This is a genomic window from Onishia niordana, assembly GCF_004798965.1.
GTDB lineage: Bacteria > Pseudomonadota > Gammaproteobacteria > Pseudomonadales > Halomonadaceae > Onishia > Onishia niordana.
The window spans coordinates 1-23,791 of record NZ_SDSD01000004.1; the positions used below are offsets into that span (position 1 = coordinate 1).

Consider the following 23,791-nt stretch of genomic DNA (forward strand, 5'->3'; position numbering starts at 1 on the left):
AGCGTCACGCGACGCTAGGTACATTGTGCCCACCGAGGCGTGTTTCACAGCAAGTCCACCTAAAGGCTTGTCAGTTCTCCAATGCGGCCAGATCGGAAGCAGCGGACGTTCCGATGGCTTTTTGCAGACGTGTCCGAGCCTCGAACAGTGCGCTGCGATACTCCTGGCGTGTGGGTGACTCACTCAGAATGAGGCGCTGCCCTTCCTCGAGGGGATCCACGGGGCGGTCATCCACCCTCACTTCGTAGTGCAGGTTGGGCCCCGTGGCGAGTCCGGAGGCCCCTACCTCACCCAGTTTGTCGCCGGCCTTGATAGAGTCCCCGACCGCCAGGCTGGCGGCGAATCGGTTGAGATGCGTATAGCGACTGATGGTGTCCGTATCATGTTCTACCTCGACAACACGTCCATAACCTCCCCGGCGACCGATGAAGGAGACGCGCCCCGGCGCCGTCGCCATGACCGGGGTGCCGCGAGGCGCGGCAAGATCGATACCGTCATGACGTCGGACCCCGCCGTACACGGGATGGCGCCGGTTGCCGAAGGGGGATGTCAGGCGTGCGCCGAAAATCGGGAACTGCAAGGTGTCTTGGAGGCTACCGTCCTTAAAGAGCATCACGCTGGCTCTCTGGTCCGCCGGCCATACCATCTCCAGCCGCTCCGCCTGGTCAGCCAACCCCATATAGGTCAGACGGGGAGGCCCGACTCGAGTGCCATCCTCACGGCGATCTTCTTCCCACAGTAACTGCAGACGCTCGCCACCCGAGATATCCCGGCGTGTGTCCATGAGTCCGCCCAGCAGCATGTCAAGCTCTGCTGCGAAACGCCTGGGTATCTCCTCAGCCTCCAAGGCGGCATAGAGTGACGTCTTGACATCTACTTCACGACCCAGGGTCAGGGTGTCGAGGCGAGGCTGGACAATGCGCGTCGACGGACGCTCACCCAGCGTGACCACGTACTGAATACCCGAGTCACGCTCGATGGCCACCGACACCGGCTGTCCCGTCGCCAGAGAGGTGAAAGTGATACGATCTCCGGGCCGCAATCGTCTTGGGTCGAACCTGTTCGCCAGCGAGGTCGCCGCTTGGGCGCGCAGCTCGGCATCCACACCAAGCTGCTGCAGCAGTGCGTCCAGGGTATCCCCTGGTGCCACGGTGAGCTCTTGGGCGACGCGACCCACCTTCGCGATAGCTTGTGCCCTGGCCGGTGCCGGCTTGGCCAGTGATAATCCGGCACGCTCTTGCCAACGGGCTTCGGCCAACACGGGGCTAAGGACCATCAGTCCCACTAGCAACCAGCGTCGTGTCATGATGCATCCTCTTCGCCGGAGACCTCGGCTACCTCACGGTTAACGGCGTCGACCAGCTCCTGCATGCCGAAGGGGTCCAACAGCTCGCCATTGACGAAGAAGGTCGGCGTCTTGCTGATCTGGTTGGCCTCGACGTCAGCCTTGTCCTGGTCGAAGACCGCCTGTACCTCTGGTGAATTGAGCTGCTCTTCGGCTACGGTTCTGTCCAGTCCGGCCTCGCTGGCGATCTCCATGATCGCTTCCTCATCGACACTGCCATGAGCCGCCCACTGGCTCTGCCGAGCCAGCAACGCCTCCAGCACCGGCTGGAATACGTCCTGGCGCCTGGCGACTTCCAGCACGCGAATGGCGGTTTCGGATACGTCTCCGTGGAAGGGCGTGTAGCGCACCACCAACCGCACCTTCTCGGGGTAGGCTTCCAGGATGCGCTTGGTCAGCGGATAGAAGGCACGGCAGGCCTCACAGGCCGGGTCGAAGAACTCCACGACCGTCACCGGTGCCTCTTCCGATCCTAGGACCGGCGAGTGTGCGCGCACCAGCGAATTCTCGGCCTGTGCACCCTCTCGGCTCGCCGTCTCGGCGCCCATGCCCAACAACGAGGGCCTCGACACGATCACGATGATGGCCGTCAGCATCAACGCTCCGGCCAGGATAAACGTCGCTTTTTTGTACATTTTTTCTCTCAATTTCAAAGAGTTAGGTTTAAAAAAGCTCAGGATGCTGCTGAGTGGAGCTCAGCCGCTGTTGGGTGCCTAAGTCGGCGAATAGTGGCGTGTTATCCATGCCCATAAAGGTTGGCATCCTGATGTGCATGATCAATATGCTCGAATTCCAAGCTGGAGTGGCCAATGCCAAAGCGCGCTTTCAGCTGAGCTTTGATATCCGCCTTGATCGCCTCGAGCTGCTGCCAGCCGGCTTCCGTCGTCACCACGTGGCAGTCAAGCGCGGCGGTATTCTCCTGCATTTGCCATAGGTGAACATGATGCACATCCTCAACCCCTTCGACGCTGCGCAGGAGATCAATGACGGATTGACCATCGACATCGGGTGGCGAGCCCAGCATCAGTGTCCGGATAGGGGTACCTATCTCCGTAAAGGCAAGATAGAGAATATAGAGTGCAATACCGATCGTAATCGCGGGGTCTACCCAGCGCATGTCATACAGCAGAATCAGTGAGCCCCCGATGATCACGGCGATGGACGCAAAGGCATCCGACAGGTTGTGCAGGAAGAGGGCGCGGATATTGACGCTATGTTTTTGCATCGACCAGGTGAGCAAGGCCGTTAGCGCATCGACAAGAAGAGCGACAATACCGATGATTACGACTATCCAGCCCTTAATCTCTGGCGGGTCGATCATGCGCATGGCGCCTTCATAAATTAGATAAATGCCAACGATAATGAGGGTGGTGTAGTTGATCAGCGCTGCGACAACCTCGATTCGGCCATAGCCAAACGTCATCTGTGAGTCGGGCGGTCGTCTCGCGATCTTGCGGGCAGCAAACGCAATGACAAGCGCAGCCATGTCGGAAAAATTATGCAGCGCATCCGCGATCAGCGAGAGGCTTCCCGCCAGAATGCCCCCAACGATCTGGGCAAGGGTCAATATCCCGTTGGCCCAGATGGCGATACTCACCCGACGGTCACCAGAGGTGGGGGCAAGATGGGGATGATCGTGATGATGTCCCATGCGTCATCCTTGTGGTGTCACCTGATGACCCAGCAGTATAAAACCTATAGCAACTCAAGCTTCAAGCCCGAACTCTGTTGAAGGCCGAGCCGGGGTTAGGAGTACGGAACTTTGCATAGTGGGCGCTGTACCAAGTTGGCTACCATGTTCCATGCCCCCGGAAGGAGCCCATTGTGATACCCAAGCCTTACTCGCACGCCTGGCTGATGAGCTTAGCTTTACTGCTGATGGTGGCAACGCCAGCCCTCGCCGAGCCACAGCTGCCGGACTTCACGGAACTGGTCGACGAGGCCGCGCCGGCCGTGGTCAACATCTCCACCTCCCGCAAGGTCGAGAGGTCCATGACGTCCTCACGGCAATTTGGGGGGCAGGAGGTGCCGGAGATCTTCCGTGACTTCTTCGACGACCGCTTCCCGATGCCACCTGGCGGTGCGCCCAATCGCAATGAAGAGCCGCGTCGGTCACTGGGGTCGGGCTTCATCTTCGATGAAGACGGCTACATCATGACCAACGCGCACGTGGTCAAGGAGGCCGACAAGATTCTGGTGCGCCTCAACGACCGTCGCGAACTCTCGGCCGAGCTGGTGGGGGCCGACGAGAAGACCGATGTGGCGGTCCTCAAGGTCGAGGCGGATAACCTACCCACCCTGCAACTGGGCAACTCCGACAACCTCCAGGTCGGCCAGTGGGTCGCCGCCATAGGCTCACCCTTCGGCTTCGACCACTCGGTGACGTCCGGGATCATCAGTGCCATCAACCGCACCCTGCCCCAAGACGTCTACGTTCCCTTCATCCAGACCGATGTGGCGATCAACCCGGGCAACTCGGGCGGACCACTGTTTAACCTCGACGGTGAGGTCGTGGGCATTAATTCCCAGATCCTGACCCGTAGTGGAGGCTACATGGGCCTCTCCTTCGCCATTCCCATTGATGTGGCACTGGATGTGGCCAACCAGCTCCGTGAAGAGGGGTACGTGAGCCGCGGCTGGCTGGGCGTCAGCATCCAGCCGGTATCCAAGGACCTGGCGGAGTCCTTCGGCATGGAGCAGGCCGAGGGTGCCTTGATTGCCCAGGTCGAGCCCGGCAGCCCTGGGACAGAAGGCGGCCTCAAGGCCGGTGATGTCATCCTTGAGGTGAACGGCCAGGAAGTGGACCACTCCACCACGCTGCCGCGCCTGATCGGTGAGACGGCCCCCGGCGAAGACGTCGATCTCTCCGTGTTGCGCGATGGTCAGCAGGAGACCATCACGGTGGAAGTTGGCGAGTGGCCGGATGCCGGCCCCGGTCAATCCGATGGCGACCCGGTTCGACTGGGCATCGCGGTTCAGCCGTTGAACGACATGGAGAAGCGTCGGCTTGGCATCGATCACGGGGTGCGCATCGTCAAGGTGGCCCCCGCCGGACATGCCGCTGCCGCCGGCATTCGCCCCGGCGATGTGCTGGTCAGACTGGGCCAGCAGCCGGTAGAGAGTCCGGAACAGCTGAAGGAGATGCTGACCCGCCTGCCAGATGATCAAGCGGTGCCTGTTCTGCTCAACCGCGAAGGCCGCACCTACTTCGTGGCCCTGCGAGTGGGCAATGGTGACTAACCGCGACTGAGTAGCGTTCAATACATCAGCACAGCGGCGCCCTGGCGAACAGGATCGCTGGGGCGTTTCTTCAGACTCTCGTACATTCTAATGCACGGCTGGGGAGGGTATCCGGATTTAATGGTTGATGCGTCAACCTACTGTTGGTGCATGCTTCCCTCGCTAATTCCAGCAAGAACCCCACACGCCTCAACTTCCCGGCCATCGTTGCAACTCGCTCTCAGTGAAACGAGTTGTTTCTCAAGCGCCTGTAGAGCGGTTATCTGCGAGCGCACGTGAGAGATGTGATCATCGAGCAAAGCGTTCACGGCGGCACAAGGTTGGTGAGGGTCGTCCTGATACCTCTGTAGCTCGTGAATCTCTGCTAGCGACAGGTCCAGGATTCTGCAGCGACAAATGAAAGCCAGCCGCTCACCATGTTCCTCGGTATAGACACGGTAACCGTTCTCCTGCCGATCAGGCGACGGTAACAGGCCCTGTCGTTCATAGAAGCGGATCGTCTGTGTATCGACCCCTACCAACTCTGCCAACTGACCAATACGCACCAAGCTCCTCCTCAACGGATTCTCTCCGCTCTGTTGACCTTATAGTGACTATATGGTTTTAAATGATAGCCCGATAATATTCAAGTGGAGTCGTATCATGAGCAAAACCTGTGGACCCCCCTGTGGCGGCGATGCGACGCCCATAGCGGATACCGATATGCGTCGCTCCTCCGAAGCATCGGGGAAATGGGTCAGCGTTTATGCCGTGCCGAAGATGGACTGTCCATCGGAAGAGCGAATGATTCGCCTGGCCCTGAACGGCTTTGAGGAGATTCGGGTGCTGTCCTTCGACTTGTCGAACCGCCGATTAGAGGTCGTGCATGACGGCGAGGTCGAGCCCATCACCGCAAAACTGACAACCTTGGGGCTAGGAGCCTCGCTTCAGGAAACGGCCGCTGCCGATCCTGAGTCGATCAAGGCGGTCGGTGACACGTCGGCCTCTGCCGCGCAGGAGTCCGGCACCCTGCGTTGGTTGCTCGGTATCAATGCGGTCCTGTTCGTGGTGGAAATGACGGCCGGCCTGATCGCGCACTCCACCGGCCTGATTGGAGAATCCCTGGACAATTTTGCCGATGCGGCCGTGTACGGGCTCGCCCTGTATGCGGTTGGGCATAGCGTAAAAATGCAGGTGCGTGCCGCGCATCTTGCAGGTGTGCTCCAACTGATTCTGGCGGTTGGCGTACTCGCAGAGGTGGTCAGGCGCTTTGTATTCGGTAGCGAGCCTGAATCGCTGATGATGATGGCGATTGCATTCGTCGCATTGATTGCCAATACCAGTTGTCTGCTGCTGATATCCAAACATCGAGAGGGCGGGGCGCACATGAAGGCAAGTTGGATATTCTCGGCCAACGACGTGGTGATCAATCTGGGGGTCATCACCGCCGGCGCCTTGGTCGCGTGGACCGGAACCAATTATCCGGATCTGATTATCGGCACCATCGCGGGGGTCATTGTGCTTAACGGTGCCAGGCGCATTCTGGCGCTCAAGGGTTAAATAATGTCCATTAGTAGCTATTCAGTGGTCTGCTGAGCCAGTTCACCTAGCAAAATCACTTCAAGCACGGCGCCAGTGATGCGGAGACACTCTGGAGCCTGGTGGCCTCCCTCGCCACGGGCAATGGCGCGCGTCCGATCTGGACGCCTTACGTCAGGATCCGGTCACGGCGAAGCTGCTGGGCATCGAGACCGTGCCGGCGGGACGCCGCCTCGGCAAATACCTGGTACGCATGGGGACGGCCCACCTCGACGCGCTCCAGAGCATCGCTCGCTACTGGGCAAGGCACTTGGCGCCGCCGATCCTGGACTATCAGGTCAAGACCCTGAGTTATGTGCCAGTGTTCGTGGATGGCACCGCCATCGAAGTGGATGGCCAGTTGTTCGGGGAATCGCCTCATTACACGAGGGCTTGATCAGCGGGGAACAGCAGCCCCCCAGAAATTGAAACCGGCAAACCTCGGGACCTTCGAAAGATAGCCCGTCTCCATCCGCTGGATACCGAAGCCTGCGTGCCCGATAAGCTCGGGTATGTCGCGGTTGAGATGGCAGCCCCCCGCCACTCTGCGCCACAGGGGATTGATACGGCGCTGCCACTGGCGTACGGCTTCGTCGGGCGCCGTGCCGTGTTCGCAGAACAGCAGTTGGCCACCCGGCTTGAGCACGCGACGCATCTGCTCCAACGCCCGGTGCCAGTCCGGAATCGTGCACAGGGTGTAGGTGAGCACCACGGTATCGACACTGTTGTCGTCGAGAGGGACCTCCTCGCCCGGCAGGTCCAGCCAGCGCACCTCAAACGGTGCGCTGGCAACATTGCGGCGGGCCTTGCGGCGCATGCCTTCGGCGGGCTCGAGCCCCCATACCAATTCGACCCGGTGCGGAGCGTAGTGGGGAAGGTTGAGCCCGGACCCCATACCCACTTCCAGGACTCGACCCCGGGCATGCGGCACCACGGCCGCCCGCTGCTGATCGATCGCCTTGTTACCGCACGCCAAGTGGAGGAGATGCGGCAGAACACTATTCTCGTAGAAGGACATCTGTATCCTCATCCCATGTGGTTGCCAGGCGGTCGAAATACGGTGTGATCGAAACAAGGCCAGTTCGTTATGCCACCACCTTGTAGTAGCGCATCATGCCGGCATCCTCATGCTCCATGTTGTGGCAGTGGTACATGTAGAACCCCTCGAAGTCCTTGAAGGTCAGGGCGATGCGCACCCGTTCTTCCGGGAACACCAACACCGTGTCATGCAATCCCGCGTCGATGATCCCATCGTGCAGGTCCGTCCTTCCACCCACTCGCTCGTGAATCTGGAATTGCAGTCCATGAACGTGCATAGGGTGCGGCATCATGGTGTTGTTGACGAACTCCCAGATCTCCGTCTCCCCCAACCGGACCATCTCGTCATCCGCCACCGTCGCGCCCTCCATCTGCCGGCCATTGATCGTGAACCCCTGCATCATGCGCATGCTCAGCTCGAAGCGGCGTACTGGCGTATCGGCCTGAACCGGGGAGGCCGGCAGGTCCTGAGCCAGACGTTCCGGCAGGGTTCCCGCATCGTTCGCCCGTGCGACGACGGCGAAGGTGACCAGCGGGAGCCGCTCGCTTCCCATCATGTCGCGCATCATGCCCCGATCCATCATGCCGTCCATCCGGTCGCCCATCATTCCTTGGCCCATCATCCCTCGGTCCATCATGTCACCACCGCCCATCATGCCGAGTTGGTACTCCTCGCTCACGAGCTGTACGGACTCTCCAGGTTCGGTGTCGCCAAAGTCGACCCACAGATCGATCCGTTGGGCCGGCGCCAGTGTGACCGAGCGACGTTGCTCGGGCTTGGCGAGCAGGCCACCGTCGGTGCCGATGACGGTCACCATCCGACCATCGCTCCAGGCCAGCTTGTAGATGCGTGAGTTGGAGCCATTGAGCAGACGCAATCGGTAAGGCTGTGTGGACACCTCGCGTCGCGCGTCCGGGTGGCCGTTCACCAGCACCTGTTCTCCCCGAAAGCCCCGCATGCGGGTCATCATCGCCCCCATGCCGCCACCGCCGATGTACTGAAGCTCATTGCCATTGCTAAAGGTGCGATCCTGCAGGATGAGGACCAGTTCCCGTTCTCCATCGGGGAGCCCCAAGGCACGCTCGGCGGCGTCGTTGATGATCAGTGGACCGGCAAGGCCGGCGTAACTCTGAAAGCCGACCCGGCCACCGTCGGGGCCGTGAGGATGGGGGTGGTACCAGTACAGACCGGCGCGATCCACGACATCGAAGGCGACCGTCGTGCTCGTCGCCGGCGCGATCGGCAGGCGCGGCTGACCATCCACGTCCGATGGCACGTGCAGGCCATGCCAGTGCACGGTGGTGTCTTCGGGGAGCTCGTTGTCGATGCGCACATGCACGCGCTGGCCGCGGCGCAGGCGGATTAGCGGGCCGGCATAGCTCTCACCCACCGGCGTCAGGGTATCTTCAGGCCCGACGATTCGCTCGGCCGTGTAGCGCCAGACGTCGCTCGGCGCACCGGGCAAGATGGAGACTTCATCGGGATGGGCGCGCAACCGCAAGCCGACGTCGAAAGACCCTGCCGTGGCCGTTGACGCGGGCGCCGCCAGCGCACTGGAGCGGAAGCCCCCGACCCACACCCCACTTCCCGCCAAAGCCGACAGCGCCGCCACACCGCCGAGGCGGCGCAATACGCTACGTCGTTGCAGGTCGACCTTGTTCATGATGTCCCTCCTTTTCACGATGGCCGGTGGGCCAAAAATGAGTGCTCTCCCCATGATGAATTCCCCGTTGAACGAAGGCGCGTGATGAGTGGCTCATGCGTCAATATCGTGTCAACCATGGCGATTACCGGATGTCTTGTTGGATAGCGCTGTGAGTGGTTACCCCAGTGTCGCCAGGGCCGGGAAGAGATCGACCATGATGCTGGAAAGCCGCGTCATGGTACCCGAGACGATGGCAATGCCCATGAGGATGACGATCGTGCCGGCGACCGGGCGAGCATAGGCGCTCCACCTCCCCAGACGTTGTCGATGCAGGGCGAATCGATTGATCAGCAGGGTGCTGGCGAGAAAGGGCAGCGCCAGGCCCGCCGAATAGGCGCTGAGATAAAGCATGCCGGCCTGGGCACTGGCGGCACTGGAGGTGGCCATCAGGATGGCGCCCAGGATGGGGCCGATGCAGGGCGTCCAGCCGATGGCGAAGGAGACCCCGAATACCGTCGCCGACAGGGGGGAGCCACCCTGGACATTCGGTGTGAACTGCAGAGTGCGCTGGAAAAACGACAACCGGAACACACCGGTCATGAACAGGCCCAGCACGATCACCGCCGAGCCGGCGACCCAGTTGAATTCCTGGCGATACCCCCGCATCAGCTGGCCGATACCACTGGCGCCGAGTCCCAACAGGATGAACACGATGCTGAAGCCGAAGACGAAGAAGGCACTGAGGATCAATGCCTCCAGCCGCCTGTCGGCCTTGTCGGCACTACCGCCCGTGACCACCGACAGGTAGGCCGGTAGCAGCGGGAGCGTGCAGGGCGAGAAGAAGGAGACCAACCCGCCGGCGAAGGCACCGATCAGACCGATAGAAGAGAGAGATTCCAAGGCGTTACGCTTCCTGGGGGTAAGGTGCTAGGCGCGAGGCAGCCTGGGGCCAGCCGCCGGCTTCGCATTTGGTTCGGCGGATGATTCTAAAGGTTACATCTACTGCAAGGTCAACCATGGATAAATGCCTTTCGATATAACGCAAAGGGATATACTCCTTTCCTCGAAAGCCCTTGACCTTAAAGTTGACTTCAAGGTTATCGTGTGTAGTGCATCATCCGACACTTGCCATAGATAAGGATAGCGAGATGACCCTACAGCTAGGGGAGATAGCTCCCGATTTCACGGTCGAATCCACCGAAGGCACGCTTGGCTTTCATCAGTGGCTGGGCAAGGACTGGGCCGTACTGTTCTCGCACCCCGCCGATTATACGCCAGTCTGTACCACGGAACTGGGCGCGTTTGCCAGGCGTAAGGACGAGTTCGCCGCGCGTGGCGTCAAGTTGGTGGGGGTATCGGTCGACCCCCTCGCTTCTCACCACGACTGGGCGAGGGATATCGAGCAGACCCAAGGTGCGGCCCTGAACTATCCCCTACTGGCGGACGCGGACCAGGTGGTGGCTCAGTTGTATGGAATGATCCATCCGAAAGCCGACCCCAAGGTGACGGTGCGTACCGTCTTCATTATCGATTCCGACAAGAAAATCCGCCTGACCTTGACCTACCCGCCCAGCACCGGGCGCAACGTCGACGAGATCCTGCGGGTCATCGACTCGCTTCAGCTAACCGACAAGCACAAGGTGGCCACGCCCGTCGACTGGCAAAACGGTGACGATGTCATCATCTTGCCATCGCTCACGGATGACGACGCCAGACAACACTTCCCCGACGGCTGGGATGCCAAGACGCCCTATCTGCGGGTCGTGCGTCAACCGGACTAATCGAAGTCACGGCTCGTGACTCAGGCTGCCCGGCCCAGTCGGGCAGCCGGAAGCTCCGATCCACAGTGTGAGAGGTGAAGCCATGCAAACCCTCAGTATCGGTGAGCTTGCCGAACGTAGTGGGATCGCCAGCCAAGCGATCCGATATTACGAGAAAGAGAAGCTCATGCCCGCCCCCCAACGGACGGAAGCCAATTATCGGCGTTATCCCCTGGATGCCGTGGCCAGGCTGCAATTCATCGTTCATGCCAAGCAGTGGGGCTTCACGCTCGACGAGATCCGTGAGCTGCTGATTCTCCAGGATGCCAACGGCGACCGGGCACAGGCAAAGCGCATCGCCGACGAGAAGCTGCACAAGATTCGCGAGCAGATCAAGCATCTCTCGCGGATTGAGGCCGTGCTGTCCCAAACCCTTGAGGAATGTGCGGGCGAAGGGCCGATGCAGGAAGGCTGCCCCATCGTCGAGGCCATCGCCGAGAAGGCCGAATGAGCGACGTCGTCGCCGCTGGAAGTGTAACGCCGGCGTCCCGAAGCGCGCACGCCGGGCCGGCAGGTAACCAAGCCAGGAGACCACAGTAATGACGGAAAACGTCGATATCGAGATTCGGGGTATGTCCTGTGCGTCCTGCGTCGGACGGGTGGAGCGGGCCCTCGGCCAGCAGCCGGGCGTGATTCACGCTCAGGTGAACATGGCCACGCAGAAGGCGGCGATCCAGATGGAGGGAGGTTCCACGACGGCCAGCCTGCTCGGCGCCATCGAAACGGCGGGCTATCAGCCGGTGGTGGAGAGCCTCGAGATTCCCGTCACCGGCATGAGCTGCGGATCCTGCGTCTCGCGGATAGAACGAGCGCTCGGCAAGCTGCCCGGCATGGTGGAGGCGAGTGTCAATCTGGCGACCCAGAAGGCCTTCGTCCGTTTCCTGCCGGGGACCGTATCGCTGGCACGCATTCAGCATGCCATCCGCGAGGCGGGCTATGAACCGCAGGAAACCGAGTCGCAGCAGCAGGCGGACGACGAGGATCGCGAGGGACGACGGCTTCGCCACCGGGTCATGCTCGCGGCAGTGCTCACCATCCCGGTGGTCATCATCGCCATGGGAAAAGTGATTCCCGCCTTTGATACGCTCTTGGCGAGCATGATGCCGCATCGCGGCTGGATGGGCGTCGAGTGGCTGCTGACCACGCCCGTGCAGTTCTATGCTGGGGCACGCTTCTATCGCGGTGGCTATGCCGAACTCCGGCATCTCAACCCGGGCATGAACAGTCTGGTCATGATCGGCTCGAGCGCCGCCTACTTCTATTCGGTCGCCGCTCTGCTGGTACCCGGCTTTTTCCCGGCTGATACCGCCGTGAGCTACTTCGAGGCGGCGGCGGTGATCGTGACGCTGATCCTGTTGGGACGCTACTTCGAGCACATCGCCAAAGGCCGTACCTCCGAGGCGATCAAGAAGCTCCTGCAGTTGCAGGCAAAAACCGCCCGCGTCATCCGCGATGGCGAAGCGGTCGAGGTGCCGATCGAGGCCGTCGTGCCCGGCGATCGCATCCTGGCCCGCCCGGGCGAGCGTATCCCGGTGGATGGCATCGTTGAAGAAGGCCATTCCTTCGTCGACGAGTCGATGATCAGTGGCGAACCGGTACCGGTTGCCAAGCAGCAGGATGCCGAAGTCGTCGGCGGCACCATCAACAAGAACGGCGCGCTTACCTTCCGCGCCACGCGGGTCGGTGCCGACACCGTGCTGTCGCAAATCGTCAAGATGGTGGAAGCGGCCCAGGCCGAGAAACCCCCGATCCAGCAGTTGGCCGACAAGATCGCCGGGGTGTTCGTGCCCGCGGTGATCGTCATCGCCCTGATCACCTTCGGTGTGTGGTTCGCCGTCGGGCCGGCCCCGGCGCTGTCCTTCGCCTTCGTTACCACGGTGAGCGTGCTGCTGATCGCCTGCCCCTGCGCGATGGGCCTAGCCACCCCGACCGCGATCATGGTCAGTACCGGCAAAGGGGCCGAGATAGGAGTGTTGTTTCGCAAGGGCGCGGCGCTTGAGACGTTGGCCAAGATGGATACCGTCGTGCTCGACAAGACCGGCACCCTGACTCAGGGTCGCCCCGAGCTGACCGATTTCGAGGTGATCGAGGGGCACGAGAACGAGGTGCTTCGCCTGGTCGCGGCGGTGGAAGCGCAGAGCGAACACCCCATTGCCGAGGCCATCGTGCGCGGCGCCCGAGCACGTGGACTCGAGCTGCCGGCCGTCAGCCATTTCAGCGCCGAGCCGGGCTACGGCATCGAGGCTGACGTCGCCGGTCACCGGCTTCACGTGGGGGCCGATCGCTACATGAACCGGCTCGGGATTGGGCTCGGCAAGGCGGAAGAGCGCGCCAAGGCGCTCGCCGAAGACGCCAAGAGCCCCCTCTATGCCGCGGTGGACGGTCGGCTTGCGGCGGTCATCGCGGTGGCCGATCCGCTCAAGGAGGGCTCGGCCGAAGCCATTTCAGCACTCAAGGCGCTGGGGCTGGAAGTGGCGATGCTCACCGGCGACAACCGCGCCACCGCCGACGCGATCGCCCGACAGGTCGGCATTCAGCGCGTACTCGCCGAGGTGCTGCCTGACCAGAAGGCGGACGAGATCAAGCGACTACAGGCCGAGGGCGGTAAGGTCGCCTTCGTGGGCGACGGCATCAACGATGCACCGGCGTTGGCACAAGCCGACGTGGGCATCGCCATCGGCACCGGGACGGATATCGCCATCGAGGCCGGCGATGTGGTGCTGATGCGTGGCGACCTGAGGGGCATCGTCAATGCCGTGGCGCTCTCCAAGCGTACCCACCGGACCATCATCGGGAATTTCGTCTGGGCCTATGGCTACAACGTGGCGCTGATCCCCGTGGCAGCGGGCGTACTCTATCCGTTCATCGGCGTATTGCTCAGCCCCATGCTGGCGGCAGCCGCCATGAGCGTCTCCAGCGTCTTCGTGTTGACCAACTCGTTGCGGCTACGCCGCTTCACGCCGGATATCGATGACGCTTCGCCGGTGACGGGCGGTGAGCCTCAGGCGGTTCGGGCCCGCCAAGTCTGAGTAGCAAAATTTAATAGGAGACCAAGATGATGGGAAGCGAAGCATGCACGTGGGGGATGGCAGGGATGGGGCTCATTTCCATCCTGCTGATTATCGCGCTGGTGTTTGGCGTCGCCGCGCTCGCCAAGTATCTGTTCTTCGGAAAGAAGCGTGATAGCTGACAGCCAATCGCTACAAGCAGGCACGATTCCGGGGTTGATCAGAGAGCGACAAAGAGACCGTTCATGAAGAAAATCATCTATTCCACTTATTGCCTTGTTATTGTAGGGCTGTTCGGTCTCATTACGCTCCCCGCTCTGGCGAAGGAAACGGGGGACGATTCGCTTGAAGGCCACCAGGCCATTAGTGCAGCCGATACTGGAGCTCCCCTGCCCGCATCGATTACGACATTATTGGATCAAGGACTCAAATTCCATGGAACCTTTAATGCCCCGGACGATATACAAGGTTATGCCTTGTCCTATGATAATGAGCCCGTGGCGGCTTATATTCCCTCCACTTCCGACCACGCTATCATCGGTACCTTAATTGATCCTCAGGGCAACGCTGTAATGGAAAACCAGCTTCAAGCTCTGGTGCTGGAACCGATGCTGGAAGCTACCTGGAGCGCGTTCGAGGACACTCGCTTCATTCCGGAAGGGGATGATGATGCATCACATATCGTGTATACGCTGACCGACCCCAATTGTCCCTACTGCAATGCACTGTGGAAGAGCTCACGACCTCTAATCGATCAAGGTGAACTTCAGCTTCGTCATGTGCTGGTCGGCGTTCTGTCAGAGGGCAGTCTCCGCAAGGCGGCCGCGATCCTTGAGTCGAATGCCCCAACCAAAGCCCTCGAAACCCATGAATTGAACTTCCGCAATGGCGGCATCAGTCCGGTGGTGCCGTCGGAGGAGAGTCGAGCGCTTCTTAGGCGGCATGCCCAGCTCATGCGAGAGGCCGGCGCCACGGGAACGCCGACCAGCTATTACCGCGATGATGAAGGTAATGTGCAGCGCATCAATGGTGCGGTGTCGACCGACCGGCTTCGCGACATATTGGGTGTCGAATGACGCGCCATAACGGCACAGGGGTGACATGAGATGTCATCTCACACAACTGAGATGAGTATGGCAAGCACGCTCGGTGTAAAACACAGGCTCATATTGGGAGCTTCTGTGCTGATTGGCTTGGTGATCCTCTATTGGATCCTGATGGAGACCGGTGCCTTATCGACGCTCACCAATAAGCAGGTCCTGCGTGAGTGGGTTGGCCAGTTGGGGGTCTGGGGGCCATTGACCATTATCGCCATGATGATAGCGGCCATTGTCATGAGCCCGATACCCAGTGGGCCGATAGCCATGGTGGCCGGTGCGATCTACGGCCCTCTATGGGGGACGGCGTATGTGGTCATCGGTGCCGAGGCCGGCGCGTTGCTCGCTTTCGGCATCGCTCGCCTGCTCGGCTATGAGGTGATCCATCGCTGGTCGCGTACTCGCCCCATCCTCGACTGGCTGGGCAGAGAACGCTCTCAGACGGGGTTGATGCTCGTCGTATTCGCATCGCGATTGGTGCCATTCATTTCGTTTGATGCCGTCAGCTACGCGGCAGGCCTGACACCGCTGGCCTTCTGGCGTTTCTTGATTGCCACGCTGGCTGGCGTACTTCCGACGGCGTACTTGATCGTCATGTTCGGGGAGATACTCATAGCTACCGACTCCCACGGCCTCGCGGTCGCGTTGATTCTGATCAGTGGCATCACGCTCCTGCCGATCCTGGCAAAACTCGTCTGGGCTCGGAATACATGAACCATGACAGCTGACATCCTGTGAGACGCATACGTGAAACGGCGACTGTTACTGCTTATTCCTCTGTTGGTTTTCCTGGGACTGGGGTTCTTCCTCTATCGTGGTTTGGAAATGAATCCTTTCGCTCGCGATTCGGCTCTACTGGCCAAGCATTTCCCACCCTTTACCCTGACAACTCTGGAAGCCCCCTCACGCCGTGTTGACGAGTCCCTCCTCAAGGGTGAGGTCACGCTGGTCAATGTCTGGGCGGAGTGGTGTCCAACCTGTAAGGAAGAGATGCCCCAGTTGCTGACACTGGCCGAACGTGGTGTGCGCTTGATTGGCATCAACTACAAGGACACCCGTGCCAAGGGGCTGGAGTTTCTTGACCATTTTGGACGACCTTTCGAAGTCAATATTTTTGATCCGGATGGCGATCTTGGGTTCGAGCTAGGTGTCTATGGTGTGCCAGAGACTTTCCTCGTCGATACCGAGGGCATTATCCGCTATAAGCATACGGGCTATATCACTCCCGAGGATGTTGAGAAAGTTATTCAGGAGATAGAAAAATGGCAGCAATGAGTCATCGAGCGTGCTGAAAGTTACTTTTATTGATAACGCGGCCGGTAACGGTCAGATAAGGAAGGCTTATGCTGCAATATCCTCAGATTGATCCCGTGGCCATTTCTCTGGGGCCAGTACAGATTCACTGGTACGGCCTGATGTACGTAGTCGGGCTGGTCGCCGCCTGGTGGCTGGGGCGTCGTCGTGCCCACCGCCTGGACCTGAATCACGATGATATCGGCGATCTGATCTTTTACGGTGCCATGGGGATCATCCTCGGTGGTCGTCTGGGCTATGCGCTGTTCTACGGGCTCGAGCAACTGCTGGCCAACCCACTGTGGCTCTTCAGAATCTGGGACGGCGGCATGAGCTTTCATGGCGGCCTGGCCGGTGTGTTGCTCGCGGCATGGCTGTTTGCCCGCAAGCACCGCCTGGCCTTCTTTCAGTTGACCGATTTCATCGCCCCGCTAGTGCCGATCGGCCTGGGTGCCGGGCGCCTCGGCAACTTCATCAATCACGAGTTGCCGGGAAGGGTCAGCGATATCCCTTGGGCGATGGTCTTCCCTCCCATGATGGGGCTGGGGCCGGAGCCGCGCCACCCTTCAGCGCTCTACGAGTTCGCCCTGGAAGGGGTAGTACTGTTTGCCGTGCTGTGGTGGTTGTCGCGCCGACCGCGCCAGCGAGGGCTCATCTCGGGGTTGTTCCTGGTGCTTTATGGCACCTTCCGCTTCGGCGTGGAGTTCGTGCGCCTGCCCGACCCCCAACTGGGGTTCATCGCCTTCGGCTGGCTGACCATGGGGCAACTGTTGACCTTACCGATGCTCATTGCGGGGCTGGCCCTGGTCATCTGGTCGAGGCGTCAGCCAGTGGATAGGGCGAAGGCGGCGGCGACCTCATGAACACGGCCTTCGCTTTTCTACTGGTGCTGCTGTTCGTCGCTACACCCGTAGCGGCCCGTGGAGAGTTTCCCGTGGGCGGTGGCAAAGGCTCCACCTTCAGTAACTCGGCTCAACGGGAATTCCTGCCGGCCGATGAAGCCTTCCGGGCTAGCGCCTGGCGAGACGATGAACGGCTCTATGTCGGCTTCCTCAATGCCGAGGACTATTACCTCCATCTCCACCAATTCGCCCTGGACAGCCGCGACGCGGACGTCAGCTTCGGTGAGCTGGCAATTCCCCCCGGCGAACCCATGGTGCACGCGTCTCTGGGGGAGATCGAGGTGTTCTATGACCAGGTGGTATTTAGTGCGCCCATCGAGGCGAGCGATGCCGCTACCGGGCCGCTGGCCATCACGGTGACCTTTCAGGGCTGCTCCGATCGGGGACTTTGCTATCCACCCGAGCAGGTCGAGCTCGACGCGCTTCACGGGTCGCCTCCGGCAGCCTTCGATTCTCCTCCTCGTGGTACTGGGGATAGCGAAAATAGAGCGCCTTGAATGGATCCCACCGGCCTGAGCCTACCGCCATTGGCGGCGGCTTTCGTCTTCGGCCTGCTCGGAGGGGCGCACTGCATCGGCATGTGTGGCGGGATCATGAGTGCCCTGACCTTTGCCGTGCCCCCCAGCATGCGGCAGCCGAGCCGCCTGGCGGGCCTCCTGCTCGGCTACAACCTGGGCCGCATCACCAGCTACATGCTCGCCGGTGCCCTGGTGGCGCTGCTCGGTTCCGTGCTCAACCATGCCCTGGACGGCATCGCCCTGGTGCTGCGTATCCTGGCGGCGGTCATGCTGATTCTGATGGCGCTGTATATCGCCAACTGGTGGAAGGGGTTGCTACGTGTCGAAGCCCTGGGTCGCTCGCTGTGGCGGCGTATCGAACCGCTTGGTCGAGGCTTGATGCCCGTCGTGAAGGTGCCCCAGGCCTTCGCGCTGGGCTCGATCTGGGGCTGGATGCCCTGCGGGCTGATCTATTCAATGCTGGCCTGGAGTCTGGCCGTGGCCGAGCCGCTACGCGCCGCGAAGATGATGGGGGCCTTCGGGCTCGGCACCCTGCCCGTCGTCCTGGCGACCGGTATGGCAGCCCGCCGCGTCTCGCTATGGATTCGCCATCCAGCGACCCGCACGCTGGCGGCGTTGCTGATCATAGCGTTTGCCGTCTGGCAACTCTGGCATCTGCACTCCATGACCGGCATGGACGATATGGCCAGCATGGCGCCGTCGCATCACTGATGGCCAATGCGCGGACCATCCGTGACGATGGCCGGTTGCTCCGATCCCAGCGATTCGATCAGTTGCTTCAGGCTAGGGGCCTCGGGACCATCATCGTGGCCGATGCTATCCAGCCATCGCGCTATCGCCTGAAGTTCTTGAATCCTCATGCAAATGTGGCGCCCTTGTTCAGCCAGCGGCGTGTGCCTATCAACAACCGGAGGGCTGTCTTGGTCCGCCCAGGTCAATATCTGCTTGATGTCTGGGAGGCCGACTCCCAACGAGCGAAGGCAATCAATGAGGCGCAGGCGACCCAGTGCCTCCTCGTCATAGAGTTGATAGCCGTTGCGCGGGTCCCGTTGCGGTCGTAACAACCCCTCACGTGTGTAGTGACGTACCGTTTCCGCAGTGACCCCACCAGCCCGAGCCAGTTCAGTGACTCGCATTGCCTTTTCCTTACCTACTCAGTTTCAGTCAGCCTACAACCGTGAGGCCGCCCAAAGGTCAAGGCCTGGTTATAGCGCTCAATGGGTGGCCGCCCGCATGACGCGGAAACGCCAAAAAATAAGGGCTTGACCTTGAAGTAGGCTTCAAGGATACCTTTCCAAGAAGCAGCGCTGCTGCAGGGTGGAAATCAAAGCCAAGCCGTGCCATCAGCCTTGCTGGTGGAAAGGTGAGTCCCAAGAAGATCGAGGAGAGTGTCATGCGGAAACGTCACACTGCAGTCCTGACTGTCGCTATCATCGCCACCAGTGCCTTCGGGACCGGCTCGCTCCTTGCACAGGAAGATCCGCAGCAGGAGCCAATGGAGGGCAAGGGCATGCATGGGGACATGATGCAAGAAGGTGGCATGATGGGGATGATGAGTGACATGAATACCATGATGGAAAAATGCAATGCCATGATGGATAAAATGCAACAGGGTCATGAAACCGACAGTAACGCCTGACGTGAGATCGCCAGGGGCTGCTCCGCAGAGGAGCAGCCATTTACATTTTAGTGGAGCGAGGGGAGAACAGCATTTGCGTAAATGCATCTATGCTCCATTAGCCATTCTCTGGCTGGTGGCAAGTGCTTCGTCCTTTGCTCATTCCCTTGAAGATGCCGAGGCAGAGTTGCAAGAGCGGGAACGCTACGCCCAGTTTGTCGACCAGCCGGCCCCGACTTTTTCCCTGGCCGGTGTTGAGGGCAACATCGTGGCATCTTCCGACCTGGAAGGTCGCGTCGTGGTGCTCAATTTTATCTACACCCGCTGCCAGGAAGCCTGCCCGGTGCACATGAACCTGATTGCCGAGGTTCAAGAGCGAGTCAACGATACCGGCCTACGAGATGATGTTGAATTTATCACCATCGCTACCGACAGCGAGGACTTTGCCGGCACGCACAACAACATGCGGGCCTACGGTGAAAATTTCGATCTGGACCCCGCCAACTGGCGGTTTCTTTATCGAAGCGAAAATGAGTTTGTCGACACCACACGCCAGGTCGCGGAAGCCTACGGTCTGAAATTCGACGATGTGGCCGAGGGCGTCCAGGCGCATGGCGTTGTGACTCATGTCATCGACCAATCAGGACGGATACGGGCCCGCTTTCATGGGCTCAAATTCGATCCGGAGCACCTAGTTTCCTATGTAAAGGTGTTGGCAGAAGGACCAGAGACATTATCCACCGGTGTGTGGGTTCGCATTCGCCATACTGTCGTCAACACCTTCGATTAATGCCGCGAGAGTATAGCCGGCCTCGCTGCCGAACGTTCTCGTGAACTCTATGGAGCCTTAGCGTATGAAACACTGGAAAGCGCTGACCATCGCTTCTCTATTGACCTTCCCCCTGACAGGGTTGGCAGCCGAGACGTCGGCAACCCTCTACAAGAACCCCAACTGTGGCTGTTGCGCCGAATATGCCAAGTATCTCGAACGAAACGGGTTCGAAGTGGAGACAATCGATACTCACGATCTCGCGAAGATGAAAGCCGAACACGATGTTTCCGAGAAACTGCAGGGTTGCCATACCACGCTCATCGACAACTATGTCTTCGAGGGCCACGTACCCGTGGAAAGCGTCACCCAGGTACTCGAAGAGAAACCTTTCATCAAAGGCCTGAGCGTACCCGGAATGCCACTTGGCTCACCGGGGATGTCGGGCGAGAAACAGGGCCCACTGGAGGTTTACACCCTGGCCTTTCAGCCGACCGATACCCCTGAAGTTTACGCCACCCACTGAAGGTGAGCCTTGGTGATGAGACAACTGATCGGGACCAGTTGGGTAGCGGTGGCATTGTGGGGAATGATCACTTCTTTGGCCGTCGCCGAACCACCCAAACGTGTGGGGCCGAATGGGTTTCTTCTCTGGGAAAGCCCACGCGAGGTGTCGGAAATCAGCTTCGAGGCTGGCGACGGTACTCCGCTGACGCTGACCACCTTCGGAGGAAAGCTGATCCTGCTCAACATCTGGGCGACATGGTGTGGCCCTTGCCGCGAGGAAATGCCCACCCTGGATGCCCTCCAGGCTGAATTGGGTGGGACAGATTTCGAGGTCGTCGCACTCTCGATCGATCGCAAAGGCATCGAGGTCGTCAACGAATTCTATCAGGAGGTGGGGATCGAGCATCTCGCTCCCTACGTCGATCCAACCGGCATGGCCAGCGCGAACCTCAGTGCCGTGGGTATTCCCACGACGCTTCTGCTCGACCGCCAGGGCAGGGAGATCGGACGCCTGGTCGGGGAGGCCGAGTGGGATACCCCTGAAATGATCGACTTTCTTGCCGAAACCATAGAAACCACCCAGGAGGACGCGCCATGAGTTGCTGTGACGACAAGCCCCAAAAGGGCCAAGAGAAAGCCGGACTGAAAGGCCTGGTAACAGGCCCACGCCGCTGGATGCTGCTGGGCGCTGTGGCGGTGGCTGGTGGTCTTGCCATGGGCTGGGATCAGTTGGTCCTGCTTGGGCTCGCGCCTCTCTTGGTGAGCCTCTTGCCTTGCCTTGTCATGTGCGGATTAGGACTGTGCATGATGAAATGCAAGGACAAGACAAACAAGTCGACCGACCAGGACGAAGTCACTGATACACAAGCCGGGGTGGAAGCCTCTACCGCGGTACCCACGGAGACGACATCCGCCAATCGCCAAGCGGCGAATCACCAGGTGCCGTCCGAGCGGCCCATATCCAAGCTCCAAGCCTAGCCGCGGGATAGGGGAGGATGCTGGAGCTTGCCAATATCGGCCTGGCGACGGCCTTTCTGGCGGGCCTGATCTCGTTCGCTTCGCCCTGTGTCTTACCGCTCGTGCCTGGCTATCTCTCCTTCGTCGCCGGGCGCTCGCTGGGGCAGATACGGGAAGCGGATCGACGGGAGCGACTCCGGGTGTTAACCCAGTCGATCTGGTTCGTGCTCGGGTTCACCACGATATTCCTGTTGCTGGGCGCCAGTGCCACGGCCATCGGGCGTCTGCTGCTGATCTATCGCCAGGAGGCGAACCTGGTCGGCGGTCTCATCGTCATCCTGTTCGGTGCCTTCATGACCGGGCTCATTCCGCTGCACTGGTTACAGCGGGAATGGCGGTTGATCGGCCGCCTCAAGGAAGCGGGCGGGGGGCCTGGTGCGGCCTACCTCCTAGGTGTGGCGTTCGCCTTCGGCTGGACCCCCTGCATCGGCCCGATCCTGGGCGCCATTCTGACCGTCAGCGCCTCGACGGCCAATGCCTCGAGCGGAATGGCGTTGCTCGGCATCTATTCGCTGGGCCTGGGGGTGCCCTTTCTGTTGACGGCGGTGTCGCTCGATCGCTTCCTGCACCACCAGCCATTCCTGCGCCGCTGGGGCCGAGTCATGCATCTGGCGGCCGGGCTGATCATGATCCTGATGGGCATCTTGATGATCACCGGCAAACTGACCGAGCTGTCCTATTGGTTATTGCGCACCTTTCCGGCGCTAGGCAGCATCGGCTAGCCATTATTCGAGGAAATATTGCAATGAACAAAATCACGGGTCGCTTCTGGCGTGCCCTGTCACTGACGAGCTGGGTCATGGCCAGTCTGAGCTTCGTCAGTATGGCCGGGGCCGCCGAGGAGGCATTGCCGTCGCTGAGTTATGACCAAACAGGCGAACGGCTGCTCAAAGTACAGGCCAACCAGCTTTTCGAAAGCACGGATGGCGGGGCGGCCTGGACGATGATTCCCTTACCCGACGAAGTAGCGGAGGGACGGTTGGTAACGGTATCGGAACCGGCAACAGCCGAACAGGCCCTCTATATCGCCGGCCCCTCGATCGGGGTGCAGCGCAGCACCGATCATGGAGAAACCTGGCAGGAACTCAACGATGGCTTGCCTAACCAGGACGTTACCGCCTTGGACGTGCACCGCCATCAGCCCGAGACACTCTATGTGGTGATTGCCGACGACGGCCTCTACCAGAGTGAGGATGCCGGCACGACCTGGAAGAAGATGGATAGCGGTCCTGCCCAACCCGTTCGCCGGCTCATCCACTCCGATATGGAGGGGAGCATGCAGACTGGCTGGCTCTATGCGGTGTCCGACGATGCGGTTCGCCTGTCGATGGATTGCTTCTGCGGCTGGCGACCGACCGGGGAGCTCGATGCCGGCAGAGTCTATGATCTGGCCTACAAGCTCGACGATCCCGAACACGTCTATGTGGCCACGGAGCAAGGCCTATGGCGCAGCGACAATGGCGGCCAGGAGTGGCAGCAAGTAAAGGGTGATGGCCCGACGTTCGTCACGCTTACGCTTGCGCCGCAGGGAACGCTCTATGCCCTGGATCGCGAGGGGGAGCTCATGCGCAGCGAAGATCAGGGCCAAACCTGGACACCCCCCGATGCGTAAGCGCTGGATCCTCGTCACAACGTGGCTGCTGATGAGTGCCGCCGGGCAGGCCATGGCGGGGGGTGGCCCCTCTTCGCGCGATACCTCTCGGCTGGAAGAGGGAGAAAGGATCTACCAGCAGTACTGTGCCAGCTGCCACGGCAGCGAGGGCGAGGGCCAGCCGAACTGGGAGCGCCAGAATGCCCAGGGCGAATTGCCCGCTCCCCCTCACGGGCCGGAGGGGCATACCTGGAAACACTCCGATGCGATGCTCTACCGGATCATCGCCGAGGGATGGCGCGACCCCTGGAACAAGACCGAGCGACTGACGATGCCGGCCTTCGAGAATGTCCTGACCCCCGCCGAGATCCGCTCCGTGGTGAACTATCTCAAGACGTTATGGACGCCGGAGCAACGACGTCATCAGGCGGAAGAAAGCGAGGGAGCCCCATTTCCGTGGCAGAGTGAGTAGCTGTGGGGCTAGGGAAGCGCTGCGTAAACACCTCCGCAGCTGACGGAGAGTCAACCGCAGGGTAAAACCTGGCTTTCTTGCCACTGTCTGACCAAAGCCAACCGATGAAGCAGATTTCTGTCGCTCAGGCTCAGCAACAGAACAAGAAGAAGGTTCCCCGCAGCGAACGGTGTCTGGGAAGCCTTGAACAGGACATCATGCACGCCCCCAAGGTCAGTAGCGGCATTTTCACCACTACGCTGCTGACATTACTCTCAATACCAGCCCAGAGATGGTGGACATTTCATCGCACGCACGAAGCCCCCTGCGAGAGCGTCACCTTGAGCTGATTGTGGTAGGTTTGCATTTGCTCT

Annotated in this window: 30 protein-coding genes; 22 read left to right on the top strand and 8 right to left on the bottom strand. The window is 60.5% G+C overall.

Going from position 1 to position 23,791, the window contains the following annotated elements:
* Window positions 1-70: 70 nt before the first annotated feature.
* The 3 genes from ETC27_RS08870 to ETC27_RS08880 all read right to left on the bottom strand — a co-directional run bounded on the left by ETC27_RS08870 (window position 71) and on the right by ETC27_RS08880 (window position 2,996).
* Window positions 71-1,306, bottom strand: coding sequence for a M23 family metallopeptidase (locus ETC27_RS08870; protein ID WP_136254659.1), 1,236 nt, complete (start codon window positions 1,304-1,306; stop codon window positions 71-73).
* Window positions 1,303-1,980, bottom strand: coding sequence for a DsbA family protein (locus ETC27_RS08875; RefSeq protein WP_035414192.1), 678 nt, complete (start codon window positions 1,978-1,980; stop codon window positions 1,303-1,305). Before ETC27_RS08875 ends, ETC27_RS08870 begins: the two co-directional genes overlap by 4 nt.
* A 101-nt stretch (window positions 1,981-2,081) precedes the next feature.
* Window positions 2,082-2,996 (bottom strand): cation diffusion facilitator family transporter, encoded by a 915-nt coding sequence (locus tag ETC27_RS08880; protein WP_136254660.1) that lies wholly within the window; start codon window positions 2,994-2,996, stop codon window positions 2,082-2,084.
* A gap of 206 nt (window positions 2,997-3,202) precedes the next feature.
* Between ETC27_RS08880 and ETC27_RS08885 the strand changes: the two genes are divergently transcribed.
* Window positions 3,203-4,585, top strand: coding sequence for a DegQ family serine endoprotease (locus tag ETC27_RS08885; protein ID WP_136254914.1), 1,383 nt, complete (start codon window positions 3,203-3,205; stop codon window positions 4,583-4,585).
* A gap of 137 nt (window positions 4,586-4,722) precedes the next feature.
* Here ETC27_RS08885 and cadR read toward each other — a convergent pair whose 3' ends face one another.
* Window positions 4,723-5,130 (bottom strand): Cd(II)/Pb(II)-responsive transcriptional regulator, encoded by a 408-nt coding sequence (gene cadR, locus ETC27_RS08890; protein WP_035414187.1) that lies wholly within the window; start codon window positions 5,128-5,130, stop codon window positions 4,723-4,725.
* A 97-nt stretch (window positions 5,131-5,227) separates the two neighbouring features.
* On the opposite strand from cadR, the gene ETC27_RS08895 reads away from it, so the two are divergent.
* The gene (locus ETC27_RS08895; protein WP_136254661.1) at window positions 5,228-6,124 is read left to right on the top strand and encodes a cation efflux transmembrane domain-containing protein; all 897 of its coding nucleotides are present in this window, start codon (window positions 5,228-5,230) and stop codon (window positions 6,122-6,124) included.
* Window positions 6,125-6,317: 193 nt separating this feature from the next.
* Entirely contained in the window at window positions 6,318-6,539 is a 222-nt protein-coding gene (locus ETC27_RS08900) for a hypothetical protein (protein ID WP_035414183.1), read from the top strand.
* Here ETC27_RS08900 and ETC27_RS08905 read toward each other — a convergent pair whose 3' ends face one another.
* The 3 genes from ETC27_RS08905 to ETC27_RS08915 form a co-directional block, all read right to left on the bottom strand.
* The gene (locus tag ETC27_RS08905; RefSeq protein ID WP_240724862.1) at window positions 6,540-7,172 is read right to left on the bottom strand and encodes a class I SAM-dependent methyltransferase; all 633 of its coding nucleotides are present in this window, start codon (window positions 7,170-7,172) and stop codon (window positions 6,540-6,542) included.
* 55 nt (window positions 7,173-7,227) lie between these two features.
* Complete coding sequence (locus ETC27_RS08910; protein WP_136254662.1) at window positions 7,228-8,844, bottom strand: multicopper oxidase family protein; 1,617 nt, start codon at window positions 8,842-8,844, stop codon at window positions 7,228-7,230.
* A gap of 159 nt (window positions 8,845-9,003) precedes the next feature.
* Window positions 9,004-9,726, bottom strand: a complete 723-nt coding sequence (locus ETC27_RS08915; RefSeq protein ID WP_136254663.1) for a cytochrome c biogenesis CcdA family protein — start codon at window positions 9,724-9,726, stop codon at window positions 9,004-9,006.
* A 248-nt stretch (window positions 9,727-9,974) separates the two neighbouring features.
* On the opposite strand from ETC27_RS08915, the gene ETC27_RS08920 reads away from it, so the two are divergent.
* The 10 genes from ETC27_RS08920 to ETC27_RS08960 all read left to right on the top strand — a co-directional run bounded on the left by ETC27_RS08920 (window position 9,975) and on the right by ETC27_RS08960 (window position 18,175).
* Complete coding sequence (locus ETC27_RS08920) at window positions 9,975-10,607, top strand: peroxiredoxin (RefSeq protein WP_035414178.1); 633 nt, start codon at window positions 9,975-9,977, stop codon at window positions 10,605-10,607.
* A gap of 82 nt (window positions 10,608-10,689) precedes the next feature.
* Complete coding sequence (locus tag ETC27_RS08925; protein WP_035414177.1) at window positions 10,690-11,097, top strand: heavy metal-responsive transcriptional regulator; 408 nt, start codon at window positions 10,690-10,692, stop codon at window positions 11,095-11,097.
* An 88-nt stretch (window positions 11,098-11,185) separates the two neighbouring features.
* A complete protein-coding gene (locus ETC27_RS08930) occupies window positions 11,186-13,675 on the top strand; it encodes a heavy metal translocating P-type ATPase (protein WP_136254664.1) in 2,490 nt (829 codons plus the stop codon).
* A gap of 26 nt (window positions 13,676-13,701) precedes the next feature.
* Entirely contained in the window at window positions 13,702-13,836 is a 135-nt protein-coding gene (locus ETC27_RS17690) for a hypothetical protein (RefSeq protein WP_275886765.1), read from the top strand.
* 63 nt (window positions 13,837-13,899) lie between these two features.
* Window positions 13,900-14,730 carry a thiol:disulfide interchange protein DsbG gene (dsbG, locus tag ETC27_RS08935; protein ID WP_136254665.1) on the top strand — a complete coding sequence of 277 codons (831 nt, stop codon included), beginning with the start codon at window positions 13,900-13,902 and terminating at the stop codon, window positions 14,728-14,730.
* Window positions 14,731-14,787: 57 nt separating this feature from the next.
* Window positions 14,788-15,465: a TVP38/TMEM64 family protein gene (locus ETC27_RS08940; protein ID WP_035414174.1), complete on the top strand. Its 678-nt coding sequence runs from the start codon at window positions 14,788-14,790 to the stop codon at window positions 15,463-15,465.
* Window positions 15,466-15,498: 33 nt separating this feature from the next.
* Window positions 15,499-16,026, top strand: a complete 528-nt coding sequence (locus ETC27_RS08945) for a DsbE family thiol:disulfide interchange protein (protein WP_035414173.1) — start codon at window positions 15,499-15,501, stop codon at window positions 16,024-16,026.
* A 68-nt stretch (window positions 16,027-16,094) separates the two neighbouring features.
* Entirely contained in the window at window positions 16,095-16,907 is an 813-nt protein-coding gene (gene lgt, locus ETC27_RS08950; protein ID WP_035414172.1) for a prolipoprotein diacylglyceryl transferase, read from the top strand.
* Window positions 16,904-17,443, top strand: coding sequence for a protein-disulfide reductase DsbD domain-containing protein (locus tag ETC27_RS08955; protein ID WP_035414171.1), 540 nt, complete (start codon window positions 16,904-16,906; stop codon window positions 17,441-17,443). Before lgt ends, ETC27_RS08955 begins: the two co-directional genes overlap by 4 nt.
* On the top strand, window positions 17,444-18,175 hold the full coding sequence (locus ETC27_RS08960) for a sulfite exporter TauE/SafE family protein (protein ID WP_035414170.1): 732 nt from the start codon (window positions 17,444-17,446) through the stop codon (window positions 18,173-18,175). It abuts the gene before it with no gap.
* Here the strand turns inward: ETC27_RS08960 and ETC27_RS08965 are convergent.
* Window positions 18,169-18,600 carry a MerR family transcriptional regulator gene (locus ETC27_RS08965; RefSeq protein ID WP_136254666.1) on the bottom strand — a complete coding sequence of 144 codons (432 nt, stop codon included), beginning with the start codon at window positions 18,598-18,600 and terminating at the stop codon, window positions 18,169-18,171. The genes ETC27_RS08960 and ETC27_RS08965 overlap by 7 nt on opposite strands.
* A gap of 257 nt (window positions 18,601-18,857) precedes the next feature.
* Here ETC27_RS08965 and ETC27_RS08970 point away from each other — a divergent pair, with 257 nt between their 5' ends.
* The 9 genes from ETC27_RS08970 (at window position 18,858) to ETC27_RS09010 (ending at window position 23,767) form a co-directional block, all read left to right on the top strand.
* Window positions 18,858-19,103 (top strand): hypothetical protein, encoded by a 246-nt coding sequence (locus ETC27_RS08970; protein ID WP_035414167.1) that lies wholly within the window; start codon window positions 18,858-18,860, stop codon window positions 19,101-19,103.
* Between the two features lie 73 nt (window positions 19,104-19,176).
* Window positions 19,177-19,872: an SCO family protein gene (locus ETC27_RS08975; RefSeq protein WP_224113378.1), complete on the top strand. Its 696-nt coding sequence runs from the start codon at window positions 19,177-19,179 to the stop codon at window positions 19,870-19,872.
* Window positions 19,873-19,936: 64 nt separating this feature from the next.
* Window positions 19,937-20,377 carry a DUF411 domain-containing protein gene (locus ETC27_RS08980; protein ID WP_035414165.1) on the top strand — a complete coding sequence of 147 codons (441 nt, stop codon included), beginning with the start codon at window positions 19,937-19,939 and terminating at the stop codon, window positions 20,375-20,377.
* 15 nt (window positions 20,378-20,392) lie between these two features.
* Window positions 20,393-20,956 (top strand): TlpA family protein disulfide reductase, encoded by a 564-nt coding sequence (locus tag ETC27_RS08985; RefSeq protein WP_071211088.1) that lies wholly within the window; start codon window positions 20,393-20,395, stop codon window positions 20,954-20,956.
* Complete coding sequence (locus tag ETC27_RS17430; RefSeq protein WP_035414162.1) at window positions 20,953-21,336, top strand: hypothetical protein; 384 nt, start codon at window positions 20,953-20,955, stop codon at window positions 21,334-21,336. Before ETC27_RS08985 ends, ETC27_RS17430 begins: the two co-directional genes overlap by 4 nt.
* 17 nt (window positions 21,337-21,353) lie before the next feature.
* Window positions 21,354-22,097, top strand: coding sequence for a cytochrome c biogenesis CcdA family protein (locus tag ETC27_RS08995; protein ID WP_205742716.1), 744 nt, complete (start codon window positions 21,354-21,356; stop codon window positions 22,095-22,097).
* Window positions 22,098-22,120: 23 nt separating this feature from the next.
* Complete coding sequence (locus ETC27_RS09000; RefSeq protein WP_035470136.1) at window positions 22,121-22,987, top strand: WD40/YVTN/BNR-like repeat-containing protein; 867 nt, start codon at window positions 22,121-22,123, stop codon at window positions 22,985-22,987.
* Entirely contained in the window at window positions 22,980-23,438 is a 459-nt protein-coding gene (locus tag ETC27_RS09005) for a c-type cytochrome (RefSeq protein ID WP_205742717.1), read from the top strand. The genes ETC27_RS09000 and ETC27_RS09005 overlap by 8 nt, the downstream gene beginning before the upstream one ends.
* A 104-nt stretch (window positions 23,439-23,542) precedes the next feature.
* Window positions 23,543-23,767 (top strand): hypothetical protein, encoded by a 225-nt coding sequence (locus ETC27_RS09010; protein ID WP_035414157.1) that lies wholly within the window; start codon window positions 23,543-23,545, stop codon window positions 23,765-23,767.
* The last annotated feature ends 24 nt before the right edge of the window (window positions 23,768-23,791 follow it).

What these genes read in the sequence shown, in the direction of transcription:
- ETC27_RS08870 (WP_136254659.1), bottom strand. Translation starts at nt 1,306, where the DNA reads ATGACACGACGCTGGTTGCTAGTGGGACTGATGGTCCTTAGCCCCGTG.
- ETC27_RS08875 (WP_035414192.1), bottom strand. Translation starts at nt 1,980, where the DNA reads ATGTACAAAAAAGCGACGTTTATCCTGGCCGGAGCGTTGATGCTGACG.
- ETC27_RS08880 (WP_136254660.1), bottom strand. Translation starts at nt 2,996, where the DNA reads ATGGGACATCATCACGATCATCCCCATCTTGCCCCCACCTCTGGTGAC.
- ETC27_RS08885 (WP_136254914.1), top strand. Translation starts at nt 3,203, where the DNA reads ATGAGCTTAGCTTTACTGCTGATGGTGGCAACGCCAGCCCTCGCCGAG.
- ETC27_RS08895 (WP_136254661.1), top strand. Translation starts at nt 5,228, where the DNA reads ATGAGCAAAACCTGTGGACCCCCCTGTGGCGGCGATGCGACGCCCATA.
- ETC27_RS08905 (WP_240724862.1), bottom strand. Translation starts at nt 7,172, where the DNA reads ATGAGGATACAGATGTCCTTCTACGAGAATAGTGTTCTGCCGCATCTC.
- ETC27_RS08910 (WP_136254662.1), bottom strand. Translation starts at nt 8,844, where the DNA reads ATGAACAAGGTCGACCTGCAACGACGTAGCGTATTGCGCCGCCTCGGC.
- ETC27_RS08920 (WP_035414178.1), top strand. Translation starts at nt 9,975, where the DNA reads ATGACCCTACAGCTAGGGGAGATAGCTCCCGATTTCACGGTCGAATCC.
- ETC27_RS08925 (WP_035414177.1), top strand. Translation starts at nt 10,690, where the DNA reads ATGCAAACCCTCAGTATCGGTGAGCTTGCCGAACGTAGTGGGATCGCC.
- ETC27_RS08930 (WP_136254664.1), top strand. Translation starts at nt 11,186, where the DNA reads ATGACGGAAAACGTCGATATCGAGATTCGGGGTATGTCCTGTGCGTCC.
- ETC27_RS17690 (WP_275886765.1), top strand. Translation starts at nt 13,702, where the DNA reads ATGATGGGAAGCGAAGCATGCACGTGGGGGATGGCAGGGATGGGGCTC.
- dsbG (WP_136254665.1), top strand. Translation starts at nt 13,900, where the DNA reads ATGAAGAAAATCATCTATTCCACTTATTGCCTTGTTATTGTAGGGCTG.
- ETC27_RS08940 (WP_035414174.1), top strand. Translation starts at nt 14,788, where the DNA reads ATGGCAAGCACGCTCGGTGTAAAACACAGGCTCATATTGGGAGCTTCT.
- lgt (WP_035414172.1), top strand. Translation starts at nt 16,095, where the DNA reads ATGCTGCAATATCCTCAGATTGATCCCGTGGCCATTTCTCTGGGGCCA.
- ETC27_RS08955 (WP_035414171.1), top strand. Translation starts at nt 16,904, where the DNA reads ATGAACACGGCCTTCGCTTTTCTACTGGTGCTGCTGTTCGTCGCTACA.
- ETC27_RS08960 (WP_035414170.1), top strand. Translation starts at nt 17,444, where the DNA reads ATGGATCCCACCGGCCTGAGCCTACCGCCATTGGCGGCGGCTTTCGTC.
- ETC27_RS08965 (WP_136254666.1), bottom strand. Translation starts at nt 18,600, where the DNA reads ATGCGAGTCACTGAACTGGCTCGGGCTGGTGGGGTCACTGCGGAAACG.
- ETC27_RS08970 (WP_035414167.1), top strand. Translation starts at nt 18,858, where the DNA reads ATGCGGAAACGTCACACTGCAGTCCTGACTGTCGCTATCATCGCCACC.
- ETC27_RS08980 (WP_035414165.1), top strand. Translation starts at nt 19,937, where the DNA reads ATGAAACACTGGAAAGCGCTGACCATCGCTTCTCTATTGACCTTCCCC.
- ETC27_RS08985 (WP_071211088.1), top strand. Translation starts at nt 20,393, where the DNA reads ATGAGACAACTGATCGGGACCAGTTGGGTAGCGGTGGCATTGTGGGGA.
- ETC27_RS17430 (WP_035414162.1), top strand. Translation starts at nt 20,953, where the DNA reads ATGAGTTGCTGTGACGACAAGCCCCAAAAGGGCCAAGAGAAAGCCGGA.
- ETC27_RS08995 (WP_205742716.1), top strand. Translation starts at nt 21,354, where the DNA reads ATGCTGGAGCTTGCCAATATCGGCCTGGCGACGGCCTTTCTGGCGGGC.
- ETC27_RS09000 (WP_035470136.1), top strand. Translation starts at nt 22,121, where the DNA reads ATGAACAAAATCACGGGTCGCTTCTGGCGTGCCCTGTCACTGACGAGC.
- ETC27_RS09005 (WP_205742717.1), top strand. Translation starts at nt 22,980, where the DNA reads ATGCGTAAGCGCTGGATCCTCGTCACAACGTGGCTGCTGATGAGTGCC.
- ETC27_RS09010 (WP_035414157.1), top strand. Translation starts at nt 23,543, where the DNA reads ATGAAGCAGATTTCTGTCGCTCAGGCTCAGCAACAGAACAAGAAGAAG.